The sequence below is a fragment of the Nocardioides sp. genome, from assembly GCF_050246775.1.
Lineage (GTDB): Bacteria > Actinomycetota > Actinomycetes > Propionibacteriales > Nocardioidaceae > Nocardioides.
Window position 1 is genome coordinate 297,022 of the sequence record NZ_JBFWVK010000002.1, and the last position, 23,750, is coordinate 320,771.

Annotated in this window: 19 protein-coding genes; 6 read left to right on the forward strand and 13 right to left on the reverse strand. The window is 69.0% G+C overall.

All coding sequences use genetic code 11. The features are described 5' to 3' along the window. Positions 1-18 precede the first annotated feature (18 nt). Positions 19-792, forward strand: a complete 774-nt coding sequence (locus tag AB7I40_RS11300) for a DUF3105 domain-containing protein (RefSeq protein WP_428346006.1) — start codon at positions 19-21, stop codon at positions 790-792. A gap of 25 nt (positions 793-817) precedes the next feature. Here AB7I40_RS11300 and AB7I40_RS11305 read toward each other — a convergent pair whose 3' ends face one another. After that, positions 818-1,909 (reverse strand): mannose-1-phosphate guanylyltransferase, encoded by a 1,092-nt coding sequence (locus AB7I40_RS11305; protein ID WP_428346005.1) that lies wholly within the window; start codon positions 1,907-1,909, stop codon positions 818-820. Between the two features lie 25 nt (positions 1,910-1,934). Between AB7I40_RS11305 and AB7I40_RS11310 the strand changes: the two genes are divergently transcribed. After that, entirely contained in the window at positions 1,935-2,633 is a 699-nt protein-coding gene (locus tag AB7I40_RS11310) for a TIGR03089 family protein (RefSeq protein ID WP_428346004.1), read from the forward strand. Here AB7I40_RS11310 and AB7I40_RS11315 read toward each other — a convergent pair. The 8 genes from AB7I40_RS11315 to AB7I40_RS11350 form a co-directional block, all read right to left on the reverse strand. Beyond that, the gene (locus AB7I40_RS11315; RefSeq protein ID WP_428346003.1) at positions 2,615-5,527 is read right to left on the reverse strand and encodes an FG-GAP-like repeat-containing protein; all 2,913 of its coding nucleotides are present in this window, start codon (positions 5,525-5,527) and stop codon (positions 2,615-2,617) included. The two genes, AB7I40_RS11310 and AB7I40_RS11315, sit on opposite strands and share 19 nt — an antisense overlap. Positions 5,528-5,691: 164 nt before the next feature. Next, the gene (locus tag AB7I40_RS11320; RefSeq protein WP_428346002.1) at positions 5,692-7,668 is read right to left on the reverse strand and encodes a glycosyltransferase; all 1,977 of its coding nucleotides are present in this window, start codon (positions 7,666-7,668) and stop codon (positions 5,692-5,694) included. Then, on the reverse strand, positions 7,665-8,852 hold the full coding sequence (gene glf, locus AB7I40_RS11325) for a UDP-galactopyranose mutase (protein ID WP_428346001.1): 1,188 nt from the start codon (positions 8,850-8,852) through the stop codon (positions 7,665-7,667). The genes AB7I40_RS11320 and glf overlap by 4 nt, the downstream gene beginning before the upstream one ends. 32 nt (positions 8,853-8,884) lie before the next feature. Next, a complete protein-coding gene (locus AB7I40_RS11330; protein ID WP_428346000.1) occupies positions 8,885-9,778 on the reverse strand; it encodes a glycosyltransferase family 2 protein in 894 nt (297 codons plus the stop codon). Then, the gene (locus AB7I40_RS11335; protein WP_428345999.1) at positions 9,775-10,707 is read right to left on the reverse strand and encodes a glycosyltransferase; all 933 of its coding nucleotides are present in this window, start codon (positions 10,705-10,707) and stop codon (positions 9,775-9,777) included. The genes AB7I40_RS11330 and AB7I40_RS11335 overlap by 4 nt, the downstream gene beginning before the upstream one ends. Before the next feature lie 87 nt (positions 10,708-10,794). Beyond that, positions 10,795-11,646: an alpha/beta fold hydrolase gene (locus tag AB7I40_RS11340; RefSeq protein WP_428345998.1), complete on the reverse strand. Its 852-nt coding sequence runs from the start codon at positions 11,644-11,646 to the stop codon at positions 10,795-10,797. After that, positions 11,647-11,979, reverse strand: coding sequence for a TfoX/Sxy family protein (locus AB7I40_RS11345; RefSeq protein ID WP_428345997.1), 333 nt, complete (start codon positions 11,977-11,979; stop codon positions 11,647-11,649). A 57-nt stretch (positions 11,980-12,036) separates the two neighbouring features. Then, positions 12,037-13,512 (reverse strand): LCP family protein, encoded by a 1,476-nt coding sequence (locus AB7I40_RS11350; protein ID WP_428345996.1) that lies wholly within the window; start codon positions 13,510-13,512, stop codon positions 12,037-12,039. 146 nt (positions 13,513-13,658) lie between these two features. On the opposite strand from AB7I40_RS11350, the gene AB7I40_RS11355 reads away from it, so the two are divergent. Beyond that, positions 13,659-15,545 (forward strand): alpha/beta hydrolase, encoded by a 1,887-nt coding sequence (locus AB7I40_RS11355; RefSeq protein ID WP_428345995.1) that lies wholly within the window; start codon positions 13,659-13,661, stop codon positions 15,543-15,545. Positions 15,546-15,866: 321 nt separating this feature from the next. On the opposite strand, the gene AB7I40_RS11360 is transcribed toward AB7I40_RS11355, so the two are convergent. Beyond that, positions 15,867-18,386, reverse strand: coding sequence for a DEAD/DEAH box helicase (locus tag AB7I40_RS11360; RefSeq protein WP_428345994.1), 2,520 nt, complete (start codon positions 18,384-18,386; stop codon positions 15,867-15,869). 65 nt (positions 18,387-18,451) lie between these two features. Between AB7I40_RS11360 and AB7I40_RS11365 the strand changes: the two genes are divergently transcribed. From AB7I40_RS11365 to AB7I40_RS11375, 3 genes are read left to right on the forward strand one after another with little or no spacing between them, the layout of a single operon-like run. Next, positions 18,452-19,717, forward strand: a complete 1,266-nt coding sequence (locus AB7I40_RS11365) for an LCP family protein (protein WP_428345993.1) — start codon at positions 18,452-18,454, stop codon at positions 19,715-19,717. After that, positions 19,714-20,928, forward strand: a complete 1,215-nt coding sequence (locus AB7I40_RS11370; protein ID WP_428345992.1) for a hypothetical protein — start codon at positions 19,714-19,716, stop codon at positions 20,926-20,928. The genes AB7I40_RS11365 and AB7I40_RS11370 overlap by 4 nt, the downstream gene beginning before the upstream one ends. A gap of 5 nt (positions 20,929-20,933) precedes the next feature. Continuing rightward, positions 20,934-21,392, forward strand: a complete 459-nt coding sequence (locus tag AB7I40_RS11375) for a hypothetical protein (RefSeq protein WP_428345991.1) — start codon at positions 20,934-20,936, stop codon at positions 21,390-21,392. On the opposite strand, the gene paaK is transcribed toward AB7I40_RS11375, so the two are convergent. The 3 genes from paaK to AB7I40_RS11390 all read right to left on the reverse strand — a co-directional run bounded on the left by paaK (position 21,354) and on the right by AB7I40_RS11390 (position 23,718). Continuing rightward, positions 21,354-22,616 carry a phenylacetate--CoA ligase PaaK gene (gene paaK / locus AB7I40_RS11380; protein ID WP_428345990.1) on the reverse strand — a complete coding sequence of 421 codons (1,263 nt, stop codon included), beginning with the start codon at positions 22,614-22,616 and terminating at the stop codon, positions 21,354-21,356. The genes AB7I40_RS11375 and paaK overlap by 39 nt on opposite strands. 32 nt (positions 22,617-22,648) lie before the next feature. Next, on the reverse strand, positions 22,649-23,428 hold the full coding sequence (locus tag AB7I40_RS11385; RefSeq protein ID WP_428345989.1) for a sigma-70 family RNA polymerase sigma factor: 780 nt from the start codon (positions 23,426-23,428) through the stop codon (positions 22,649-22,651). Positions 23,429-23,529: 101 nt separating this feature from the next. After that, entirely contained in the window at positions 23,530-23,718 is a 189-nt protein-coding gene (locus AB7I40_RS11390; protein ID WP_428345988.1) for a hypothetical protein, read from the reverse strand. Positions 23,719-23,750 lie beyond the last annotated feature (32 nt).

Here is a 23,750-nt window from a genome sequence, read left to right on the forward strand (position 1 = left end):
CGCCGAAAGCCTGAATTCGTGGCCACCAGTTTTGACAAGTCCGACAAGCCCGGCAAGCCGGATAAGTCCTCGCGCCGAGCGGTTGCCGACGACCTCCGCCGCAAGCAGTCGCGCGCCGAGAAGCGCAAGTCGCGGATGATCATCACCGTCTGCGCGATGGTCGCCCTGCTCATCATCGCGGCCGCGGCCTACCAGCCGATCAAGAACTGGTGGGACCTGCGCAAGTTCAAGGGCGTCGACCTCGCCTCGATCGGCCAACCGGCGTCGGTGTGCGGCAAGGTGACCACGAAGAAGGCCACCGGCAACCAGGATCACGTGCCCGAGGGCAGCGCCGTCGACTACACCGATGCCCCGCCCGCCTTCGGCAGTCACTATCCCGTGTGGGAGCCGATGGGGCGCAAGCTCTACACGAGCGACGACCGCCCGGACCTGGGCTACCTGGTGCACAACCTGGAGCACGGCTTCACGATCCTCTGGTACGACGAGACCATCGCCGGCGACGCCGGCGCGATGTCGGACCTGCGCGGGGTGGCCGAGAAGCTGAAGGGCACGAGCAACCTGCGGCTCAAGTTCATCGCGGCGCCGTGGGAGAGCTCCGACGAGGACGGCAAGGCCTTCCCCGACGGCAAGCACGTCGCCATGACGCACTGGTCGGCCGGCGGTGCCGGCAACACGAACGTCGAGGACCAGGTGGGTGTCTGGCAGTACTGCTCCGGTGTCTCGGGCGAGGCACTTCAGCAGTTCATGCTGGACTACCCCTACCTCGACTCCCCCGAGCCCAACGCGGTCTGACCTCCGGCCCGTCTCGCGCCTCGGTTCAGGACAGGTCGGCGCGACCCTCGAGCCTGAGGGCCTCCACGACCTGCTTGACGTCCTGTGCCCGCGCTCGCGTGGTGACCAACAGCGCGTCACCCGTGTCGACGACCACGACGTCGTCGAGACCGACGACAGCGATCGTGCGCCCACCCGCCGCGACGACGAGGCCGGAGGCGTCCACACCGCGCACCAGGGCGGGATCACCGAGCACCCGCAGGCCCGAGTCCTGGGCCGGGAGCAGGTCGCCCAGCGCAGCGAAATCACCGACGTCCTCCCAGCCGAACGAGCCGGGCACGGTCGCCACCCGGCCTCGGGCCGCTGCCGGCTCGGCCACCGCATGGTCGATCGCGATCCTGCTCAACCCCGGCCACGCCCGCGTCAGGTCCTGCTCCCCCGAGGCGATCGCGCGCAGACCAGCCGCCAGCTCGGGGTGGTTCTCGGCGAGCAGGTCGAGCAGCACCCCAGGACGCACCACGAACATTCCTGCGTTCCAGCGGTAGTCGCCGCTCGCGAGGTAGGCGGAGGCCACCTCGGCGGTCGGCTTCTCCACGAAATCCAGGACCTCGCGCGCCCCGTCGTGCCCTGGCAGCTCCGGACCTTGGTGGATGTAGCCGAACCCGGTGGCCGGCCCGGTCGGTTCGATGCCGATCGTGACCAGCCACCCGGCGCGTGCCACCTCGACGGAGCGGCGTACGGCGGCCTCGAACGCCGGCAGATCGGTGATGACGTGGTCGGCGGCGAACGAACCCAGGACCGCGTCGGGTTCACGCACCTCCAGGAGCGCGGCGGCCAGCCCGATCGCGGCCATCGAGTCGCGTGGGGAAGGCTCGCCCAGCACCTGGTCGGCAGGCACATGGGGCAGCTGCGAGAGCACCCGGTCCCGGTGGGCCGCGCCGGTCACGACGAGGCAGCGCTGCGCCACCAGGGGTGTCAGGCGGGTGACGGTGTCCTGGAGCAGGGAGGCGCCGGAGCCGGTGAGGTCATGGAGGAACTTGGGGTTCTCGGCCCGGGAGAGCGGCCACAGCCTGGTGCCGGCCCCGCCTGCCGGGACCACCGCCCAGAAGCCGGGGATCGGTGCGGCGTTCACTCGCATGGTGCGCGAGCCTACCCTTGGCGAGATGACCACCTTCGCCGCTGTGCTCGCCGATCTGCTGCGCCGCGATCCGGGCCGGCCGGTCGTGACCTTCTACGACCACGCGAGCGGTGAGCGGGTCGAGCTGTCGGTCGCGACCTACGCCAACTGGGTCGCCAAGACCAGCTCCCTGCTCGTGGAGGAGTTCGACGCCGAGCGCGGCGGTTCGATCCGCATCGACCTGCCCACGCACTGGTTGGGGCCGGTGTTCCTCGGGGCGGCGTGGACGGTCGGCCTGGTGGTGAGCTTCGAGGATGACGTCGACCTGGTGGTGTGCGGGCCGGACACGTTGGCGCGGTGGCAGGCGCACCCGGCGGCCATCGCGTGCTCCCTGCGGCCGATGGGGACCCGCTTCGCCGACCCGCTGCCGCCCGGCGTACACGACTTCGGGGTCGAGGTGTGGTCCCAGCCGGACGCGTTCGTCCCGTGGGACCCGCCCGGGCCCGACGACCTCGCCGTCCTCGGGCGCAGTCAGGGCGAACTGCTCGCCGGGTCCGGTGGCCAGGATCCGGGCTGCCGCCTGCTGACCGCAGCCAACCCGGTGACCCCCGAGGGCATCGAGACCTTCGTGGGCCCCCTGCTGGTGGGCGGGTCGACCGTCTGGGTGCGACACCCCGACCCGGAGGCCTGGCAGCGCACCTACGACGACGAACGCGCCACGGCGGATCAGCCGGCGAGGTCGTAACCGGCGAACCCCTCGGCCAGGAACACCCGGTCACCGAAGCCGGTGGCCGAGCCCGGCAGCAGCCACAGGTAGCCCGTGCCCTTCTGCCGCACGATCACGTCGGCGTGTCCGGAGCCGCTGATGTCCCCGACCCCGAGCACCCAGTCGTAGCCGGCGACGTCCTCGCCGAGGGACTTGGCGCTGGTGAGACCGCCGGGCCCATTGCCCGGATAGAGCACCAGCCGGTTGTCGACGCGGAAGATGCTGTCCGGTGAGCCGTCGCTGTTCCAGAGTCCCGCACCGAGCTGACGGGTGGCACCGATGCGGCCGTGGGCCACGAAGCTGGCGGCCAGCCCGGCGGTGCCGTTGCCGGGGTAGATCCGCATCGCTCCCCCAGCGGGCTGCCCCATCAGGTCGGGGTAGCCGTCGCCGGTCATGTCACCGACGGCACTGAGCAGGCTCACCTTGTTGAACCCCGAGCCGATCGGGGTGGCTCGCCCGAACGTGCCGTCGCCGTTCGACAGCCGCAGGTTGAGTCCCCCGCTGAGGGTGCGGACGACGAGGTCGCCGTCGCCGTCGCGGTCCCAGTCCCCGACGTTGAGCAGCATCTGGGCCTGTCCGAGGTTGAGGCCCGTGGCCACGGGGGTGCTCGTGTTCCAGGTGCCCCGGTGCGCGATCACCACGAGGCTGTCGCCCCGGCGACCCAGGACATCGGTGGGACCACCGTTGACGAGGTTGCCTCCGGAGCTCAGCAGCTCGGTCTTGCCGAAGGCGAGCAGCGGTCCGAGCCAGTGACCGACCTTGTTGGAGCCCAGGTTGGGGAAGACATAGGCCTTCTTCGTGGCAGCGCTGCGAACGAACAGGTCAGGGCGCTTGTCGTGGTTGTAGTCGCCGTAGCCGGTGATCACGTCGTACCCGCTCCAGGTGCCGCTGAGACGCACCCGGGTGCCCAGCCCGGCCCTGCCCTTGCCCGGGTGCAGCCACAGGGTGCCTGAGGTGTCTCGGGCCAGGAGGTCGGCGTTGCCGTCCCCGTTGAAGTCACCGGTGCCGATCGTCTTGTCGTAGCTGGCCCAGTGGGTGGAGATGACAGAGGGTCGGAACCCGCCGTGCCCACCTCCGGAGAACAGCCGGAGCCGACCCGTCTGCGGGTTGCGCCCGACCAGGTCGTTGCGGCCGTCGGCATCGAGGTCGCCGACCGCCGTGATCTGGTCGAAGCCCTTGAAGATGCTCGTGGCCCGGATGCCGTCGCCGAAGTGGCCGGTGCCGTCGCCCGGGTAGACCATGGCGATGCCGGTGGCGGCGTCGCGGGCGAACACGTCGTTCTTGCGATCACCTGTCACGTCCGGCACGGCGATGATGGTGTCCATGGCATCCCAGCCACCGGCGTCCGCGATCTTTCCCGCCGCGAACCGCAAGAGCCCCTGCGTGGGCAGGACGAAGCCGGCATTGTCGCTGGTGCGGCGCAGGAAGATGTCGGGGTACGGCGTCGATACGGCGTTCACGTCGCGCTGTCGACCGGCCCACGAGGCCTGGTACCGCCCCGCCAGGGTCCTGATCGTGGGGATCTTGGCATAGAGGTACTTGCCCGGGCAGGCCGTCTGCCCGGCGTCACGGTGGCCGTTGATGGCCTGGAAGTACTTGGTGCCCACCCACTGCTTCGTGGAGGAGACGTCCACGCCGTGCAGTGACAGCTTCCAGGCGAACAGTCGCGCGTAGGCATCCAGCATGGCGGCGCTGGGACGAGCGGTCTCGAAGTTGCCGATCGCCGACATCGCGAACGCGTAGTCGTTGTAGCCCAGGGTGTGCGCGCCCACGACCGGCAGCGAGACGCCACCGTAGCGACCCTCCCAGATCCGTCCGAAGCGATCCACCAGGAAGTTGTAGCCGATGTCGGACCAGCCCTTGGACTGGGTGTGGTAGGCGTAGATGCTGCGCAGGATGCCGGGAACCTCGGCCCGCGTGTAGTTGTTGGCGTTCACCGTGTGGTGCACGAAGCCCGCGTGCACCTCGAAGTAGTGCAGCGAACCGGGGTCACGCAGCCGCTCGTCGGCGCCCCACTGGGCCCGCGAGAAGATCTTCGGCTTGGTGGTGATCACGCTCGCCGACTGCAGGGCGATCGCGTCGGAGCCCGCCGCGTCGGCTGGAGCATCGCCCGACTGGTCGTCCGGAGCGAGACCGGTGTCGCCAGGCGTCTCGATCAGCGAGGTGTCGATCTCGGGGTCCTCGACCTTGCTCGCTGCGGCCTTGCCGGGGTCGATGACGGCCAGCTTCATGTCGGCCGGGGTCGAACCGTTCAGCCCTTCCGCCTTCACCTGGACGTTGTCCACGTCACCGACCACCACGGCGTCGGTGCCGGGACGGACGTTCTCGGCCTCCACACTGCCCGGATCGGGCCCGTGGTCGGCGTCGTAGGGAACGTCGCTCCAGGCCGACCAGTGACCGTCCTTCTGGGTGCGCACCTTCACGCTCAGGTCGCCATCGGCGATCGCCGCGTCCTTGCTCCAGGTGACACCGACCGTGCCGAAGCCGTCGATGGCCTCGGGTTCGCTGATCACCTTGTCGGGGGTCGGTTCCGCGGCCGCATCCCCTGGATCGTCCTCGAGGCCGGCCGACGCTGAGGTCTCAGCGGTGAGGGGCACTTCCTCCACGAGCGCGTCGACCGGGGCCGCCGGGACCTTCGCAGGGCGTGCGTCCGACGAGGTCGCGGGGTCGCCCGCCGCGCCCTTGCCTCCCACGGGTGCCCGGTAGGTCGCGCCCTGGTCGGGAGCCGACAATGTGCCCTGCGACGTACCCGGGTGCTGGCTGATGACGTCGAGGGAGATCACACCCGTCGCGGGGGCCAGGACGGCAAGTACGGCGCCGAGAGCCAGCAGTTGCTGGCAGGCGGTCACAAAGCGGGCCTTGCTCGGGTGCATGCGGGCTACTCCAGTGCGGGGGAAGGTTCACACGAGTAGCAAGTTTCACACCAGTCACACTGGTTACCTAGAGGATCTGAGTAACTACAATCTTGTAATTTCCAGTCGACACGCCGATGATTTCCCGATTTGTCAAGTTCTTGGCGTGCCGACGACCGCCTGCGTCAGCTGGTCCACGGCTTGAAGGTGTCGTCCCACGCCTCGGGCGAGGTGATGTCGGCGAGCTTCGCGCGGTACTCGGCCGAGAGCCGCGGCCACTCCTTGCGCAGCTGCTCATGGATCTCGAAGGTCTTGCGGGTGAGCTCCTTGAACTTCTCCGGATCACGCTGGTACAGCGCGGCCGACGTGCCGTCGGGCATCGAGACGATCGCGGAGTCGTAGCGCGCCAGGCGGTACCACTTGGCATCCATGGCTGGCAGCTCCGCCTCGGGGAACTCCCGCGACATCTCACGCGTCGCGCGCAGCTGGCGCAGAGGAGCCATGCCTGCGGTGAGGAGCTGGGAGAGCCGACCCGGGACCTCGGTGCCGTCCTTGCCTCTGCGCGGGGGCTTCTTGCGCCGTACGGGCGCGAACGCGTCGGGGTCGGACTCCAGCCGCGCGTCGCTGAACGCCTTGACGAACTCCCGGACCTCACCGAGCTTGGTGGCCAGGTCGCCATGGAGGGCGTCCGGTCCGGCGAGGACATCCTCGAGGGCCATGTGGCGCAGTTCGACGGTCGAGTACTGCATGGACACCAGGTGCTTGATCTGGTGGTTGCGGCTCTCCCGGAGCATCCGGCCACCGGTGGGGTACTGCGAGTGCAACAGGGCAGCGATGAACCGGTTGCGCTGGTGGAAGTAGGCCTGCCAATCCAGTGCGTCGTTCTTGTCGGTCCACGGGACGTGCCAGACCGCTGCACCGGGGAACGAGACGGTCGGGTAGCCGGCAGCCTTCGCACGAAGCCCGAACTCGGAGTCGTCCCACTTGATGAACAGCGGCAACGAGAGGCCGATCTCGGCCAGGACCTGACGCGGGATCAGGCACATGAACCAGCCGTTGAAGTCCACGTCCACCCGCTTGTGGAGCCACCTCGACGAGCGCAGGTTGCGGGCGGCGAAGTCCCAGTCGTTGTGTACGTCGGGCGGCGACTGCCACCAGAACCGCCACGGCTGGATGATCTCGCCGTAGCTGTGCAGGCGCGAACGCGAGAACAGGCTGAACATGTGCCCGCCCACGATCGTGGGACGGCGAGCCAGGTCACCGAAGGTGATCGCGCGGATGATGCCCTCGGGCTCACAGATGACGTCGTCGTCCATACACATGAGGTAGGTCGCAGTGCCCTTGCGGACCGACTCGAGCTGGCCGCGGGCATAGCCCCCCGAACCGCCGAGGTTGCCCTGCTCGATCATGCGCAGGGTCGAGCCCAGGAGCTCCTGAGCCCGCGGGAAGTCCGGGGAGTCGACGACCTTCTGGGTGCCCTGCTCCATGACCAGGACCTCGTCGAGGTACGGGCGCAGGATGTCGTCCTCGCCGATCTGTCCCAGGAGCTTGGCGCAGAAGTCCGGGCGGTTCATGGTGGTGATCGCGATGTCGACGGTGCCGTGGGCCAGTCGGTCGTCGGGCACCTCGGCGGTCCACTGCGCCGACACCACCACGTCCTCGTCGGCCGCGACCACGTCGTACCAGTACCAGCCCCCGTCGACGAACGGCTTGAGCGGGAGGTCGAAGCTGAAGGTGCCCTCGCTGGCGCTGCCCGTGGTCGCGGTGTCGACCCGTTGCGAGCGACCGTTGGCCATGGACCGGTAGACGGTCACGGCTGCGGCGGCCCCCACCAGCTTGACGGTGAGCGTGACGTCGGTGACGACCGTCCAGCGCCGCCAATAGCTCGCCGGGAAGGCGTTGAAGTAGGTCCCGAACGACAGGCGCTCGGTGGCCGGCACCCGCATGTCGGTGCGGTTGACGATCTGGTCGGGGTGGATCACCGTGCCCGTGGAGATCGACTGGCGCAGGTTGGCGTTGTTGAGCTCCTTGGCACCGCGGTTGGAGCCGATCTCGTACTTGTCGGCATCCAGGATCGCTGCCTCGGGGTCGACGTAGAGCCGGAAGACGTCGGAGTCCCGGTCGACGGGCAGGATCTGGCGTTGCAGCAGTCTGGTGCTCATTCGTCCACTCCTCCGCTGGTCAGCGCGACGCCCTCGGCGAAGTGCGGCTTCAGCTTGTTCTCGAACATCGTCAGGGCCGAGCCGATGGCCATGTGCATGTCGAGGTACTTGTAGGTGCCCAGGCGGCCTCCGAAGAGGACCATGGGTTCCTTCTTGGCCAGTTCGCGGTATTTGAGGAGCTTGGCCCGGTCCTCGGCGGTGTTGATCGGGTAGTAGGGCTCGTCGTCCTCCTCGGCGAACCTGGAGTACTCGTGCACGACGATCGTCTTGCCGGGCAGGTAGGTCCGCTCGGGATGCAGGTGCTTGAACTCCAGGATCCGGGTGAACGGCACATCCTGGTCGTTGTAGTTGACCACCCCGGTGCCCTGGAAGTCGTCCACGTCGAGGGTCTCGGCCTCGAGGTCGACCGTGCGCCAGGAGAGCCGACCCTCGGAGTTCGCGAAATACTCGTCGACCGGACCGGTGTAGACGATCGGAACCTTGCCCTTGAACTCCTCGGCCACCTGGTTGGAGGCGTCGAGGAAGTCGGTGTTGAGGCGGACCTCGATGTTGGGGTGCTCAGCCATCCGCTCCAGCCACGCGGTGTAGCCGTCGGTGGGCAGGCCCTCGTAGGTGTCGTTGAAGTAGCGGTTGTCGAAGGTGTAGCGCACCGGGAGCCTGGTGATGATGTCGGGACTGAGCTCGGTGGGGTCGGTCTGCCACTGCTTGGCGGTGTAGCCCTTGATGAAGGCCTCGTAGAGCGGGCGGCCGATGAGGCTGATGCCCTTCTCCTCGAGGTTGGTGGCATCGGAGGTAGCGATCTCGCTGGCCTGCGCAGCGATCAGCGCCCGGGCCTCGGCGGGGGTGTGGCTGCGTCCGAAGAACTGGTTGATCAGCCCCAGGTTCATGGGCAGCGAGTAGACCTGCCCCTGGTAGTTCCCGAAGACCCGGTGCTGGTAGTTCGTGAACGTGGTGAACTGGGTGACGTAGTCCCACACCTTCTTGTTGGAGGTGTGGAACAGGTGGGTGCCGTAGACGTGCACCTCGATCCCGGTCTCGGGGTCCTTCTCGCTGTAGGCGTTGCCGCCGAGGTGGTGGCGGCGCTCGATGACCAGGACCTTCAGCCCCAGTTGGGTGGCACAGCGCTCAGCGATGGTGAGTCCGAAGAAGCCGGAGCCGACGACGACAAGGTCAGGGGTGGACACGCGAAAGATCTCCTCGGGGTGGACGCGGTGAGTCAGTCTACGGATACGGACGGGAGTCGCTTCATCGTGCGCGCCGACCAGATCGCCCGCAGCACGTTGCCGGCCTCGCCTCGACCTCCCCGGACCGGGCTGAGCAGGACCACCCCCAGCGTGATGAGCCACGGCTTGAGCCGCACCAGGGTGTTCTCGCCGTAGCGGAAGTGCACCACGAAGAGGTTGCGGAACATGTAGAACCCCTTCCAGGTGTCGAGGGCGTGCTGCTGGTCGAAGTCGAGCTGGCGCACCAGGACGGCGTCGCGCAGCGCCACGATCGGGAACCCGGCCCTACGCGCCCGGATGGCGAAGTCGACGTCGTCGTAGAAGATGAAGTACGACGGGTCCGGCAACCCGATGGCGGCGATGACCTCACGCTTGACCATGAAGCCCTCGAAGGCGACGTTCTGGACCTCCACCTCCGCCGGCATGGCGGCCCGATCGGGGTACGTCGACTCCACACTCGCGGTCTTGGGCCTGATGCTCAGCGGGTTGGCCAGGTCGAAGGTGATGGCTGCCTTCTCGACCAGCCGACCCTGGAGGTCCTCGCGGACAGCAGCCAGGCACGGGCCGTCGTGGGCCAGCATCACCGCGAGGCAGTCAGGGGCCGGGACCACGTCGTCGTCCATCAACCAGAGCCGGGCGTGCCCCCCGTCGTACGCCTGTTTGAGGCCGAGGTGGAAGCCGCCGGCACCACCCAGGTTCTCCGGACTCGTGGTGACGTGGAGCGGGAGGTCGGTCCGGCGGCGCAGGACGTCGGCGGTGTGGTCGCTGCTGGCGTTGTCGATCACATAGACGGCATCGGGCGGGTGGGTCTGCGCCACGAGTCCGTCGAGCATCCGGTCGAGCAGGTCGGCGCGATTGAAGGTCACGATGACGACCGCAACGCTCATCGCAGGTACCTCTCGTGCCGTCCCCAGCGTCCGCGCCAGCCATCTCTCATGGCCCCGAGGCTGAGGCGCAGTCGGGTGAGGTCGGGACGAGTGAAGAGGTAGAACCAGACCGTCTTGGCCACGAAGGCCAGCGCATGGAGGGGCCCCCGGTAGGTGCGCAGGTTGACGACGTTGTTGCGCGCCATGCAATAGGCCTTGAGCTCGCTCGGCGAGTGGTTGTAGGTCTGGCCGAACGCCATCGGGGTGCCGAGTTCGCCGACGGACGGATGGAGGAACCTGGCGTCGGCCACGGTGGCGATGCGAGCGTGCGCCTGCTGGGCTCGCCAGAGGTACTCGACGTCGTCACCCCAGATGAAGTACTTCGCCTCCGCGGTGCCGATCCGACGGATCAGGTCGCTGGTGAGCAGGACACCGTTGAACGGGATCACCACCTTGTCCAGCACACCGTGCCTCGCCGCGGCAGCGACGTCATCGAGGCGCTTCAACACGCGAGCGGTGCCGGGCAGCCGGATGGGGAAGACCAACTCGTCCTCACGACCCTCGGTGACGACCACGGGTCCGACGAACTCGTAGCCGTCGACGACCAGCGGCAGGAGGCGTTCGAGACAGTCCTCGTCCGGGACCCCGTCGTCGTCCATCAGCCACACCAGGTCCGCCCCGCGCTCGAGGGCGGTCAGCATCCCGGTGTGGAACCCGCCCGCTCCCCCGGTGTTGCTGCTCAAGGCGACCAGGTGCAGCGGCACGCCAGGGTCACGGGCCGCCTCGCGCACCCAGCCGGCGGTCCCGTCGCTCGAGGCGTTGTCGACCACGACGATCTCGGAGAGGTGGGGTGTGCGGCGCAGGGCGATGAGCAGCCTCTCGAGGAGGGCACGCCGGTTGAAGGTCACCACGACCGCCACGATGCGGGAGCTCAGGGCGGGTTCGGGCACGCCGTACACCCTACGGGTGAGCGGCTGCGACCGATTCCGGGGACTGAGGTGGTTGATCGCAGTCACCAGGTGACTGCGATCAACCAGTCAACCTCGACGGGCGAGGAACGTGTCCACGCTCGACCTGAAGGCCTCCGGATCGTCGAGCCACGGGAAGTGTCCGGCGCCGGGCTGGATCCTCAGCGAGCCGTGCGGGAACAGGTCGGCATAGTCGGCCATCACCCGAGGAGGCGCGCCCACGTCGACCTCGCCGGCCACGATGAGCACCGGCGCCTGGAGAGTCGACAGTGCTGCTCGGGCCCTCGGCGGGTCGTAGGCTCCTGGGCTGCCGAAGATCGCGGCAGCCTCATCGTTTCGCTGAGCCTCGCCCAGCTCGTGATGAGCGCGCGCCGCGTCATCCCACCGGCCGTAGGTGAACGGCGTGATGGCCTCCCAGTCGACTGCGCCCGCGCGACCCGCGGCCACCGCTGCGAAGGCGAGTGCGGCCTCGGCGTACCACGGCTCGGCCCGCCGGAGCTCCACCAGTTCGCGACGGTGGCGGCTGCTGATCTCGAGGCCGACGGCGAAGGAGCTGGGAGTCACCAGGACCAGCGAGTCGACCCGCTCGGGATGCCGAGCTGCGTAGAGGACGGCGAGATTCGCACCAGCCGAGTGTGCCAACAGCCGGACCTGATCCACCCCGAGATGCCGACGCAGCGCCTCGAGGTCATCGACCAGTCGGTCGCAACGGTAGGACTCGGGGTCGACCGGGGTCTCGGAGGCCCCGGTGCCGCGCAGGTCGAACAGCATCAACTGGTGATGAGCCGACAGACCGCCGAGCTCACCCAGGTAGCCCGATGCCTGCATCGGGCCACCAGGCACGCAGACCAGGGGCGCCCCGGCACCCACCACATGGCAGGCCAGCACCGTCGCGTCAGCACCCTGAAACGTGCGCAACACCTAGGTCGCCGGCAGGCTGCGGGCGTAGGAGATCCCGCGACTGATCCACGCCCGCAGATCGTCCTCGCTCTCCACCGCTTCGGCGTCGATCCCGAGCCAGCCATCCATCGCCCGCCCGGCCATCTCGAAACGCCGGACGTGGAGATCGTCGACCAGCTCGTCGGTGTGAGCCGGGTCCACCCGGAGCAGGAGGCCTCCTCGACTGCTGGCACTGACCGCCAGGTGACCGTCGATGAGGAAGGCATATCCGCCGAACATCCGCTTCTCGCTCAGCCCGGGAGCACCTGCCACCAGCTGCCGGATCCGTCCCGCAAGGACCTCGTCGTACGCCATGGCAGCAGTATGTCGCGCCCGTCCGACAACGCCATCTGCATTTCGCGCTGTGAGGTGTCAGCAGGCTGCCCCGAGGTCGTCTGAGGAGTTGGCGGTGTAACCGCTGTCGCGGGTGCCGAGCGACCCCCCGGTGACCTGGGCGTGCTTCTTCTTCTTCGCCTTGCCCGGCGTCTCGGACGAGCCCTCGGCACGGTCGATCGCGTCCTTGACCGTCTTCTTGATGAGCTTGATGTCGGGGTCTGCGGTGTTGATCATCGGCGGCACGAAGGAGACGGTCGCGACCTTCTGGGACTTCGCCTTCAGGGCGAGCTGCATGAAGCGGCCCAGGTCACCGGCCGGCAGGTCGGTCTGCACCATGCCGGTGGTGGCCTTGGCGATCGACTGGAAGTTGGTGACCATGGTCTTGGGGTCGATCTGGTTGAGCATGGCGCTCATCACACACTTCTGGCGAGCCATCCGCGAGTAGTCGTCGGAGCCGTCGCGGGCCCGGGCGTACCAGAGCGTGTCGTGCCCGTTGAGCTTGCGCACACCAGGATCGATGTAGCCGGTGACCTTGTCGCCCAGCCCACCGACAGGGATCGGCTGGCGCACGTTGAGCGTGACCCCACCGACCGCGTCCACCAGATCCTTGAACCCTTCGAGGTTGACCATGGCCCAGTAGTTGATCTTCAGGCCGGTGATGCCCTCCACCGCCATGATCGTCGCGTCGGTGCCGGCCGTCTTGCGGTGCTTGAACAGCTCGGTGTTGTCGCCGGCCCAGGTCGAGACGCCGTTGAGGTAGCACCCGTCGCAGTCGAATCCGTCGGGGAACTGCTCGGCCATGACCGAGCCCTTGGCGAACGGGAAGTTCTCCATGTTGCGGGGCAGCCCGAACAGGACCGTCTTCCCCGTCTCCGCGTCGATGCTCGCGATCGTCATCGAGTCCGGCCGCAGCCCCCAGCGACCGGCGCCTGAGTCGCCCCCGAGGAGCAGCACGTTGTAGCGGCCGTCGTGGGCGGCCGTCGTCGTCCCGTCGCCGAACATGGTGATGATGAAGTCACGCTGGACCGTCACCAGGTGAGCACCGAACAACAACGTCCCGGCGACCGAGAAACACAGCACGCCGTTGAGACCGACGACGGCCAGGCGATGGTTCTGTCGCAACGTCAGGGGCTGGCCGATGCGCCACGCATCCACGATCAGGGCAGCCCAGCCGATGGCCAGCGCGATCAGCAGGGTGCGGAACAGGCCGAGCCAGAACGGACTGAGCACGAGCTTGAGGGCGAAGGTGTGCGAGAGCGCGGCCACCAGCAGGGTGAGCGACCCGATCACGATCAGCGCGAGCCAGGTCCAGATCGCGTTCCACCCGACGCGACGGTTGCCCGCCACCACCTGAGCGGAGCCGGGCACCACCAGCGTCATCAGCATCAGGGTGATGGCGCGGCGGAAGCGGACCTTGGCGGCACGGTCTTCGGCGAGGCGTTGCGGGCGTACGCCGAAGGTCGAGCCGGCGCTCGAGTCGCCGTGCAACCCGGGGGAAGATGCGGGTGGCATCGGGGTGCCTCTCTGCTGGGGAAGTAGCCCGCCCAGTATCACCAGTCACATCAGTAACATCCTGCTCGACGCGCCGAGACGAGTCGACCTTGACCCTCCCGAGCCACGCGACGACACTCACCTGCGGGACACACATGGGGAGCACGATGCGTCGGAGCAACGGGATCAGCCTGCTGGGGGTGGTGCTGCTCGCCGCCGGGATCGCCGTTCCGGCCGCCACCTCCGCCGTCCCCGACCCCCGCGTGACTCGCGGCACACTGGAGCGTCAGCTCGACCCCGCCGACCCGGGCTCGCGCCGGATCGGGATCGGCTACGAGCTCCACCCCCGCCGCGACCGCACCCGTCCAGCACTGGGCACCATCGTGGCCGTCGAGGGCGGACCGGGCTACGCCACCACCGACAGCCGGAGCTACTACCTCGACCTGTTCGAGCCGCTCATGGAGCGCCGCCAGCTGCTCCTGGTCGACAACCGCGGCACGGGGACCTCGGAGCCTGTCCGCTGCCCCCGGCTGCAGTCCTACCGGGGCAACCGCAACGCGGCCATCGCCGCCTGCGGTCGCCATCTCGGCGCGACGTCCGATCTCTACGGCAGCGCCTTCGCCGCCGACGACCTGGCCGCCGTCCTCGACTCCTTGGGCATCGACCAGGTCGATCTCTACGGCGACTCCTACGGGACGTTCCTGGGACAGACCTTCGCTCTGCGTCACCCCGACCGGCTCCGCACCCTGATCCTGGACGGCGCCTACGACGTCTCCGGCACCGACCCGTGGTACGCCGACACCAACCGGGCGCTGCGCCATGCCTTCACCGTCGCCTGTCGACGGAGTCCGGCGTGCGCGCGTCGTCCTGGGCGCCCGATGGCACGCATCGCCCGTTTGGCCGATCTGCTGCGAGGCCACCCGGTCACCGGCCGCGCACCCAACGCGGACGGGCAGGTACGGCTTACGACGGTCACCCTCGACACGCTCATCGACATCGTCAACGCGGCCGCCACCACGCCGACCGTCTACCGAGAGCTCGACGCGGCAGCCAGGGCGGTGCTGGCTCCACATCCCTATCGAAAGCCGCTGCTCCGCCTGGCCCGCGAGACCACCTATGTCGGTGGCGCCGGGCCAGCCGCGTCCTACTCCGAGGGCCTCTACGTGGCGGTGGCGTGCAACGACTACCCCCAGGCCTACGACGTGACGGCACCGATGGCCCAGCGTCAGTCCCAGTTCCGCAGAGCGATCGGAGCGCTGCACCGGTCGCGACCCGGTCTCTTCGCCCCCTTCAGGACACGAGAGTGGGTGGACTCCGACTACGGCTACTTCGATGACTGCCTGCGCTGGCCGCGACCCAGCCGCTGGGTGCCCCCGGTGCCGACCGGCGCGACCTACCCCGACGTGCCCACGCTGGTCATCAACGGAGACCTCGACTCCCTGACCTCCCCTGAGGGTGGGCGAGCCGCGGCACAGGCGTTCGGGAACTCGACGTTCGTGGAGACCGCCAACTCGGTGCACGTCAGTGCACTCGTGGACTTCGACCAGTGCGCCTCCGTGTTGGTCCGCCGGTTCGTGCGCCTGCGTGAGGCCGGCGACACGTCCTGCGCGAGGCGCTACCACGAGAACCGACTCGTCGCCCGGTTCGCTCGCACGGGCGCCGGCACCGGCTGGCAGGGACGTGAGAGACCCGTCCGGATCGCCGCCGCGACGGCCGCCGACGTGATGGCCAGGTGGCTGTCCATGTACGGCACCCGCGGCGTGGGCCTGCGCGGCGGCCACTTCACCGTGCGCGGCGGCGACTTCACCCGCCCCCATCCGGTCGTGACCTGGCAGCTGAGACGGGTGCGATGGGTGCGCGACGTGGCGGTGTCCGGGCGCATGGACTGGAACCGGCAGTCCGGCTGGGTCACGGCCCGACTCACCGTCAGGGGTCCGGGCGCTGCCCCGGCCCGGCTGCGACTGCGCTGGAACGACCTGACGCCACTGGCCACCGCACGGGCCACCGGCCGCGTCGCGGACCGGCCGATCTCACTCCGGTTCCCTGCGTCCTGACCGGCTCCCCGCCCGTTCGGCTGCGGAAGGCCACGAAATTAATCGAGGGCAGCCGATGGGGATCGGCTGCCCTCGTGGCTGAGACGGGCCGGGGGGGGTGGCACTGGGATCGACATTGTGGGGGGGGTGTGTCGAATCCTCGTCTCAGGTCTATGGAGTTGTTGCTCTGGGACCGCATCGTGGGGGGGTGAGGGGCGGTCCCCGGTGTCGTGCTGACCACCTGAATACAAGTGTGCGTCCTTTTGTCGGAAGTTGTCCCAAATCGCCCACTCATGATTTTGCAGGTTTGGGCGTTGCATAAACATGCAGAATTGAACGCCTTCAGAGCGGTCGCAGACCGGTCACCCGGAGGGCCAGTTCTCCGGCCTCGTCGCTCGCCTCCAGATCCACGGTAGCGAAGATCCGCCAGTCGTGCTCGCCCTCCGGATCGCCCACGATCTGCTGCACCAGCCACTGCCCCGGCTCCTTCTCGAGCAGCAGCATCGACGGACCGCGTGAGTCCGGCCCCGTGTCGACACCGTCGTGCTCGGAGTAGTAGTCCTCCGCTGCCGCACGCCACGCGTCCGCGTCCATCCCCCCTTCCCCGTCGAGCTCCCCGAGGGCGGTGTAGGCGCGGCGGGCCAGCAGCTCGACCCGGCGGAACATCGCGTTGCGCACCATCACCGTGAAGGCCCGCACGTGGCTGGTCAGGGATCCGGCGACGATCGGCACCGCCACGGCCGGCCGGTCGGGTCGATCGGGATCCACCAGCTGCTCCCACTCGTCGAGCAGGCTGGAGTCCGTCTGGCGCACCAGCTCGCCGAGCCATTCGATGAGATCAGTCAGCTCCTCGGTGCGCGCCGACTCCGGGACCGTCTGCCGCAGGGCCTTGTAGGCGTCGGACAGGTAGCGCAACACCAGACCCTCGGAGCGGGTGAGGCCGTAGTAGGCGACGTACTCCCCGAAGGTCATCGCGCGTTCCCAGAGGTCGCGCACCACCGACTTGGGCGACAGTGCGCTCTCCGAGATCCACGGATGGCCCTGCCGATAGAGCTCGTACGTCGCCTCGAGCAGCTCCACCAGCGGCTTTGGCCAGGTGACGTCGTCGAGCAGCTCCATGCGCTCCTCGTACTCGATGCCGTCCGACTTCATCTCGGCCACCGCCTCGCCACGCGCCTTGAACTGCTGCCCCGACAGCACCGGTCGCGGGTCCTCCAGGGTGGCCTCGATCACCGAGACCATGTCCAAGGCGTAGGTCGCAGACTCCGGGTCCAGCGTCTCGAACGTGGCCAGGGCGTAGGTGGACAGGGGCCTGTTCAGCGCGAAGTCGAGTGGCAGATCGGCCACCAGGCGCATCCGGCGACCAGCAGCATCGGGGACCTCGAGAGTCTCCGCGACCCCGGCCGCCAGCAACGTGCGGTAGATGGCGACGGCCCGCCGCACCAGTCGGACCTGGTTGCGGGGGTCCTCGTGGTTGTCGCGGAGCAGCGCACACATGGCGGCGAACGGGTCGTCCTGGCGGGCGAGCACGTTGAGCACCAGCGAATGACTCACGCGCATCCGGGACTTCAGGGGCTCCGGCTCGGCCGCGACGAGCCGCTCGAAGGTGTCCTCGGTCCAGGACACGAAGCCCTCCGGAGGCTTCTTGCGCTGCACCTTGCGGAGCTTCTTCGGATCGTCGCCCGCCTTGGCCAGCGCCCTGTGGTTCTCCACCACGTGGTCGGGGGCCTGGACCACCACGGCACCGGAGGTATCGAATCCGGCTCGACCTGCCCGCCCTGCGATCTGGTGGAACTCGCGCGCCTTCAGCATCCGCTGTCGGGTGCCGTCGAACTTGGTCAACCCGGTGAACACCACCGTGCGGATCGGCACGTTGATGCCCACGCCCAAGGTGTCGGTGCCACAGATGACCTTGAGCAGACCGGCCTGGGCGAGCGTCTCCACCAGCCGTCGGTACTTGGGCAGCATGCCGGCGTGGTGCACCCCGATGCCGTTGCGCACGAGACGAGCCAGGGTCTTGCCGAACCCCGGGCTGAACCGGAACCCACCGATCAGCTCCGCGATCCGGTCCTTCTCCTCCCGGGTGCACACGTTGATGCTGGTCAGCGACTGGGCCCGCTCGAGCGCCGCGGCCTGGGTGAAGTGCACGACGTAGACCGGCGCCTGATGGGTGGTGAGCAACTCCTCCAGCGTCTCGTGCATCGCTGTGAGTGCCCAGGCGTGGCTCAGGGGCACCGGACGCTGGGCGGAGGTCACCACCGCGGTCTCGCGACCGGTCCTGCGAGTGAGGTCCTCGACGAACCGGGTGACGTCGCCGAGGGTGGCCGACATGAGGAGGAACTGGGCCTGCGGCAGGGTCAGCAGCGGCACCTGCCAGGCCCAACCCCGGTCAGGTTCGGAGTAGAAGTGGAACTCGTCCATCACGACCTGGCCCACGTCGGCACGCGGTCCCTCGCGCAGCGCGATGTTGGCGAGCACCTCGGCGGTGCAGCAGATGATCCGGGCATCCCGGTTGACCGCGCTGTCGCCGGTGAGCATGCCCACGTTGGCCGCACCGAAGATGTCGCAGAGGGCGAAGAACTTCTCACTCACCAACGCCTTGATCGGCGCCGTGTAGTAGGTACGCCGACCCGCGGCGAGCGCTGCGAAGTGGGCGCCGGTGGCCACCAGGCTCTTGCCCGAGCCGGTGGGCGTGGACAGGATGACGTTGGCCCCGGTCATCACCTCGATGAGCGCCTCCTCCTGGGCGGGGTAGAGCCGCAGGCCATGTTCGCCGGTCCAGGACTCGAAGGCGTCGAAGAGCAGGTCGGCGTCGACCTCTCCTGTCGTCGCGGGTGGGGGGAGTCTGTCGGTGAGGGTCATCAGGCCCCCATCGTCCCCGACGTGGGTTCGACGCGGGCATCCGGTCGCACGGTAGCGTCGGGGCCATGTCTGAACGGCCCCCCTCCTCGAACGCCCCCGACCCGGGCGGCCCTGCCGAGGGAACCCCCGAGTACGACTGGCTCTACGGCGCTGCCCCGGGTGGCCGCGACGACGACGCCACTCAGGTGCTCGGTCCGGGCGGGCGCCCGCAGCGCCCTGCCCAGCAGCCGGACGCGACCCGGATGATGCCGGCAGTGCCGCGCGGTCAAGCGGCCGCACAGCAGGATGGACGCCCCCCGGCCGGACAGGTGACCCAACCCAACCAGCGCCCGCACCAGACCCCTCCCCCACCGCCCGCGCCTCCCGGCGACCGACGGGACCGGCGCAGTGGCGGCGGTGGTGGCCGAGGATTCCGGCCGCGGCTGCGCTGGGTGCTCTACCTCCTGGTCGTGTGGTTGGTCTTCTTGGTGGTCACCCCGCTCCTGGCCTGGAACAAGGTCTCGAAGGTGGAGGACACCCCTGACGGCAAACGCCCCGACGACCAGCCGGGGACGACCTACCTGCTGGTCGGCTCGGATGCCCGCAAGGACGACACCACCGGCTCGCGCACGGACTCGATCATGGTGCTGCACACCGGCAGCGGGCCGAACGTGCTCATGTCCATCCCACGCGACTCGATCGTGGACATCCCCGGACACGGCAGCGGCAAGATCAACGCCGCGTTCGCGTACGGCGGGGCACCCCTGCTGATCCGGACCATCGAGCAGAGCACCGGGATCCGCATCGACGACTACGCCGAGATCGGCTTCACCGGTTTCGTGGACGTGGTCGACGCCGTGGGCGGCATCGAGGTCTGCCCGAAGCGGAACATGAACGATCCCAAGGCCGAGCTCAAGATCAAGAAGGGCTGCCAGGAGGTCGACGGCAGGACCGCGCTGGCCTACTCGCGATCACGTCACGTCGAGGCCCTGGGCGACATCGACCGCGCCAGACGGCAGCGCGAGGTCATCTCGGCGATCGGCAAGGAAGCGGTCTCGCCGTGGAGCTTCATCAACCCGGTGCGCTACTGGCGGCTCAACTTCGCGGCCGCCGGCTCCATCGTCGTCGGCGAGAACACGAGCGCGATCGCGACCGCGAAGATGTTCCTGGCCATGACCCGGGTCAGCGGCGACAAGGGCCTGACCTGCGGGGTCCCGATCGCGGACCTCGCCGTGCACTGGGACAAGGACCGCTCCCAGCAGTTGTTCGACAAGATCATCAACGACGACGCCGACAACATCCCCGCGGGCCTGTGCACCCCCTCCGGACTGCCCAAGAGCGTGACCGGATGACCGGAGGCGGGACGGTCTACGTCCACATCGGTCTCGGGAAGACCGGAACCAGCACCATCCAGCGGGCGCTCACCGAGCAGCAGAAGGCGTTGCGCGAGTTCGGCATCCACGTCCCCGGCGGTAGCCACCAGGACACCCGCCGCGCCGTCTACGACCTCATGGGCCGGCGGATCGGCGGTGCCAACAGCGCGGCGGTGACCGGAGCCTGGCAGCCGTTCGCGCGCTCGATCGTCGCCTCCAGCGCACCCACCGTGGTCTTCTCCGAGGAGATGCTCGCCCTGGCTCGCCCGCGGATGATCCGACGCCTGGTCGACTCACTGGCTCCGCGCCGCGTGGTCGTGGTGGTCACGGTGCGTGACCTGGGCAGGGTGCTGGGGTCCTACTGGCAGCAGATGGTCATGATGGGCCGCACCGAGACCCTGCCCGAGTTCCTTGCCGCGGTCCGGGACCCGGGCGCGGGGTCGGCCAGCGCAGGGGTCGGGTTCTGGATGCGCCAGGACCTGATCCGCACCCTCAACGCCTGGGAGAGCGCCGTACCGCGCTCTGATATCCGGGTGGTGACCCTGCCGTCCCCGGGACAGGCCCCGGACCTGCTCAACGACCGGTTCGCGGAGGTCATCGGGGCCCCACCAGGGCTGCTGCGGGGCAGCCGCAGCCGCGGCAACGCGTCGGTCGGCGTACCCGAAGCCGAAGTGGTACGCCGCCTGAACGAGGCGCTCGACGGGCAGCTCGCGGAGAACCAGCGCCTCAACCTGATGCGGGTCATCCGCGCTGGCCTGGTGGACCGCGACTCGCAGCCCATCGCGGTGCCCGCGGGAGAGCTCGACTGGATCGCGCAACGGTCGGCGGCCATGGTCACCGAGCTGACCGAGCGGGGCTATCCCATCGTCGGGTCGCTCGCGGACCTGACCCCGCAGTCGGGGACCGAGGGGCCCGCACACCCGAGCGAACCGACCGCCAGCGAGGTCGCAGATGCCGCACTGGCTGCGCTCGCCGCGGTGTCGCTCGACCAGGCACGGCTCTGGGGCCGCAACCGTCAGCGGGCCGCCAGGCGCAAGGGACGCACCGCTCCGAGATCGTCAGAGGCGCTCGCCAGCGAGGGGCGCGCCGCGACCTTCCGTCTGAAGACGGCTGCGCTGGAGAAGGCCGACGACAGCAGGGTGCTGGGCTGGGCCGCCCGGGCCTACCTCAAGCGGACCTCGGGACACTGACCGCCATGCGCCGCGTCCAGCTGGTGGTCGTGTCACTCCTGGTGGGTGCCACCCTCGCCGGCTGCGGCAACGGAGCCTCGGTCGAGAAGGGTGGCAACGGCGCCGTGCTCCTGGTGGCCGGCGAGGACGTCGAGACCCCCACAGACCAGGTGAGCGGAGTCGTCCTCATGGTCGGTGACTGCGTGGGGCTGCACGAGGAAGGCGCAGCCGACCCGTCCGTGGCGGTCTGGGTGCACGGCACCACCATCACCAAGGACGAGATCCCCGTGCTGACCCTTCCCGTCGGTGACCAGTTGGCGGTCGGCGACAGCTTCACCGGCGGCGGCACGCACTTCGACCGCGCCGACCTGCCGGACTCCTTCCCGGAGATCCCGACCGGTTGCCCGGGCGAGGACATCGTGTTCGCCTACCCGATGAACGCCGCGTCAGCGCCGGTCGCTGATGCGCTTGGCCTTGCCGAGTGAGCGCTCCAGGGCGTGCGGAGCCACCACGTCCACGGCCACGGTAATGCCGATCCGGTGCTTGATCCGCTCGCGCAACCGGTCGCCCAGTGCGGGATCGACCGGGCCGGCAGACTCCACCTGCACGGTCAGCTCATCCAGGTTGCCCGGCCGGGTCAGCACACAGAGGTAGTGGGGGGTGAGCCCCTCCACCGTGAGGATCAGCTCCTCGATCTGGGTGGGGAAGACATTGACGCCGCGCACGATCATCATGTCGTCGGTGCGGCCAGTGACCTTCTGCATGCGCCGGAAGGCCGGATAGGCCGTCCCCGGGAGCAGCCGGGTCAGATCCCTGGTGCGGTAGCGGATCACCGGCATGGCCTGCTTGGTGAGACTGGTGAAGACCAGCTCGCCCTCCTGGCCGTCCTCGACGACCTCGCGCGTCACGGGGTCGATGATCTCGGGCAGGAAGTGGTCCTCCCAGATGTGCAGGCCGTCCTGGGTCTCCGCTGACTCCTGACTCACCCCCGGCCCCATCACCTCACTCAGTCCGTAGATGTCCACCGCCCGGATGCCGGCTCGGGTCTCGACGGTGCGCCGCATCTCGTCGGTCCAGGGTTCGGCACCGAAGATGCCGATCTCCAGGCTGGTCGAGCGCGGGTCGATGCCCTGGGCCTCCATCTCGTCCAGGATGGCCAGGAAGTACGACGGGGTGACCATGATGACCCGGGGCGCGAAGTCCACGATGAGCTGGACCTGGCGCTCGGTCATGCCACCGCTGACCGGGACCACCGTGCAGCCGAGCCGTTCTGCGCCGTAGTGGGCACCCAGCCCGCCGGTGAACAGCCCGTAGCCGTACGCCACGTGCACCATGTCGCCGCGACGGCCGCCCGCGGCCCGGATCGAGCGCGCCATCACCTCGGCCCAGGTGTCGAGGTCCGCGGCGGTGTAGCCCACGACGGTCGGCTTGCCCGTCGTACCGCTCGAGGCGTGCACACGGCTGACGTCGGTGCGGGGCACCGCGAACATGCCGAACGGGTAGTTGGCACGCAGGTCGGCCTTGGTGGTGAAGGGGAACCGGGCCAGGTCGGCCAGGGACTCGAGCTGGTCGGGGTGTACGCCGGCCTCGTCGAAGGCGTGGCGGTAGTGGGGGACGTGGGCGTAGGCCCGAGCCAGCGTGTCGGCCAGGCGCTCGAGCTGACGGCTCTCCAGCTCCGACCTGCTCCAGGGTGGGACTTCTCCAGGCACCGGACCAACGTAGCCCGGTGCGGCCCGGACCGTCAGGCTGCTTCGCTGCCGAGTTCGCGGCGCAGCCGGGCGAGCAGTGCGGTGATCAGCCGGGAGACCTGCATCTGGGTGACGCCGACGGCCACCCCGATCTCGGCCTGGGTGCACCCTCGCACGAAGCGCATCTCCAGGATCAGTCGCTCCCGTTCGTCGAGCCCGGCGACCAGCGGTGCCAGGGCCACACGGGCCTCGGCGCTCGAGAATCCGGAGTCCTCGCCCCCGAGCCAGTCGATCAACCCGCCGTCGCCGTCACCGGCAGGCGTGTCCAGCGAGGTGGGGGTGAAGCACCCGGCTGCCGCCTGGGAGTCCAGGACCAGGCGGAGGTCCACCCCGAGGTGCTCGGCGAGCTCCTGGGGCCGCGGTGCCCGGCCGAGCTGTTGGCACAGGTCGGCATCAGCCGCCGTCAGCCTGGCCTGCAGCTCCTGCACGGACCGAGGTGGGCGCACCACCCAGCCGAAGTCGCGGAAGTGGCGGCGCAGCTCCCCCCGAATGGTGGGCACGGCGTAGCTCAGGAAGTCGCTGGGCCGGTCGGGCTCGAAGCGGCGTACCGCTTTCACGAGCCCGAGATAGGCGACCTGCTCCAGGTCGTCGACGGCGATGCCCCGTCCGCGATAGCGCCGCGCTGCGTCGCTGGCGACCGGCATGTTGATGCGGATCACCTCGTCCTGCAGCGAGGCCCGGTCCTCGGCCGATGCCTCCTGGGCTTGAGCCAGGAGTGCAGCGGTGGCCTCCCGCCGGGGCAATTTGCTGGGTACAACAGTCGTGGTGGCCATGTCATTCAGCGAACCAGCCCGGAGGACGTGCCCGCCATACCCCTCAGGGTGAGATGCGTGCCGCGAGGCTCGATCATGGCCCCACGGTGCCGAACGTGGTTTCAGGCAGCGAGGTTGCGGACCACCGCGATGTCGATCGGCCCGAGGGTGTAGGAGCTGCCGTCGGGTGCCGTCAGCTGCCACAGCCGCTGCCTCAGATCGCTCACGGTCTCGCGCGCGACCAGCGCGACGCGGCGACCCTCGAGGGTGCTGAACGCCAGGCACTGGGCACCGGACGTGGGATGGCGCACGCGGGCGACCCCCAAACGGTGTCCCTCCAGCG

Bases quoted from the DNA above. Each gene is read 5' to 3' on its own strand.
- AB7I40_RS11305 (WP_428346005.1), bottom strand. From the start codon at position 1,909: ATGCGAGTGAACGCCGCACCGATCCCCGGCTTCTGGGCGGTGGTCCCG.
- AB7I40_RS11310 (WP_428346004.1), top strand. From the start codon at position 1,935: ATGACCACCTTCGCCGCTGTGCTCGCCGATCTGCTGCGCCGCGATCCG.
- AB7I40_RS11315 (WP_428346003.1), bottom strand. From the start codon at position 5,527: ATGCACCCGAGCAAGGCCCGCTTTGTGACCGCCTGCCAGCAACTGCTG.
- AB7I40_RS11320 (WP_428346002.1), bottom strand. From the start codon at position 7,668: ATGAGCACCAGACTGCTGCAACGCCAGATCCTGCCCGTCGACCGGGAC.
- AB7I40_RS11330 (WP_428346000.1), bottom strand. From the start codon at position 9,778: ATGAGCGTTGCGGTCGTCATCGTGACCTTCAATCGCGCCGACCTGCTC.
- AB7I40_RS11345 (WP_428345997.1), bottom strand. From the start codon at position 11,979: ATGGCGTACGACGAGGTCCTTGCGGGACGGATCCGGCAGCTGGTGGCA.
- AB7I40_RS11350 (WP_428345996.1), bottom strand. From the start codon at position 13,512: ATGCCACCCGCATCTTCCCCCGGGTTGCACGGCGACTCGAGCGCCGGC.
- AB7I40_RS11355 (WP_428345995.1), top strand. From the start codon at position 13,659: ATGCGTCGGAGCAACGGGATCAGCCTGCTGGGGGTGGTGCTGCTCGCC.
- AB7I40_RS11360 (WP_428345994.1), bottom strand. From the start codon at position 18,386: ATGACCCTCACCGACAGACTCCCCCCACCCGCGACGACAGGAGAGGTC.
- AB7I40_RS11365 (WP_428345993.1), top strand. From the start codon at position 18,452: ATGTCTGAACGGCCCCCCTCCTCGAACGCCCCCGACCCGGGCGGCCCT.
- AB7I40_RS11370 (WP_428345992.1), top strand. From the start codon at position 19,714: ATGACCGGAGGCGGGACGGTCTACGTCCACATCGGTCTCGGGAAGACC.
- AB7I40_RS11375 (WP_428345991.1), top strand. From the start codon at position 20,934: ATGCGCCGCGTCCAGCTGGTGGTCGTGTCACTCCTGGTGGGTGCCACC.
- AB7I40_RS11385 (WP_428345989.1), bottom strand. From the start codon at position 23,428: ATGGCCACCACGACTGTTGTACCCAGCAAATTGCCCCGGCGGGAGGCC.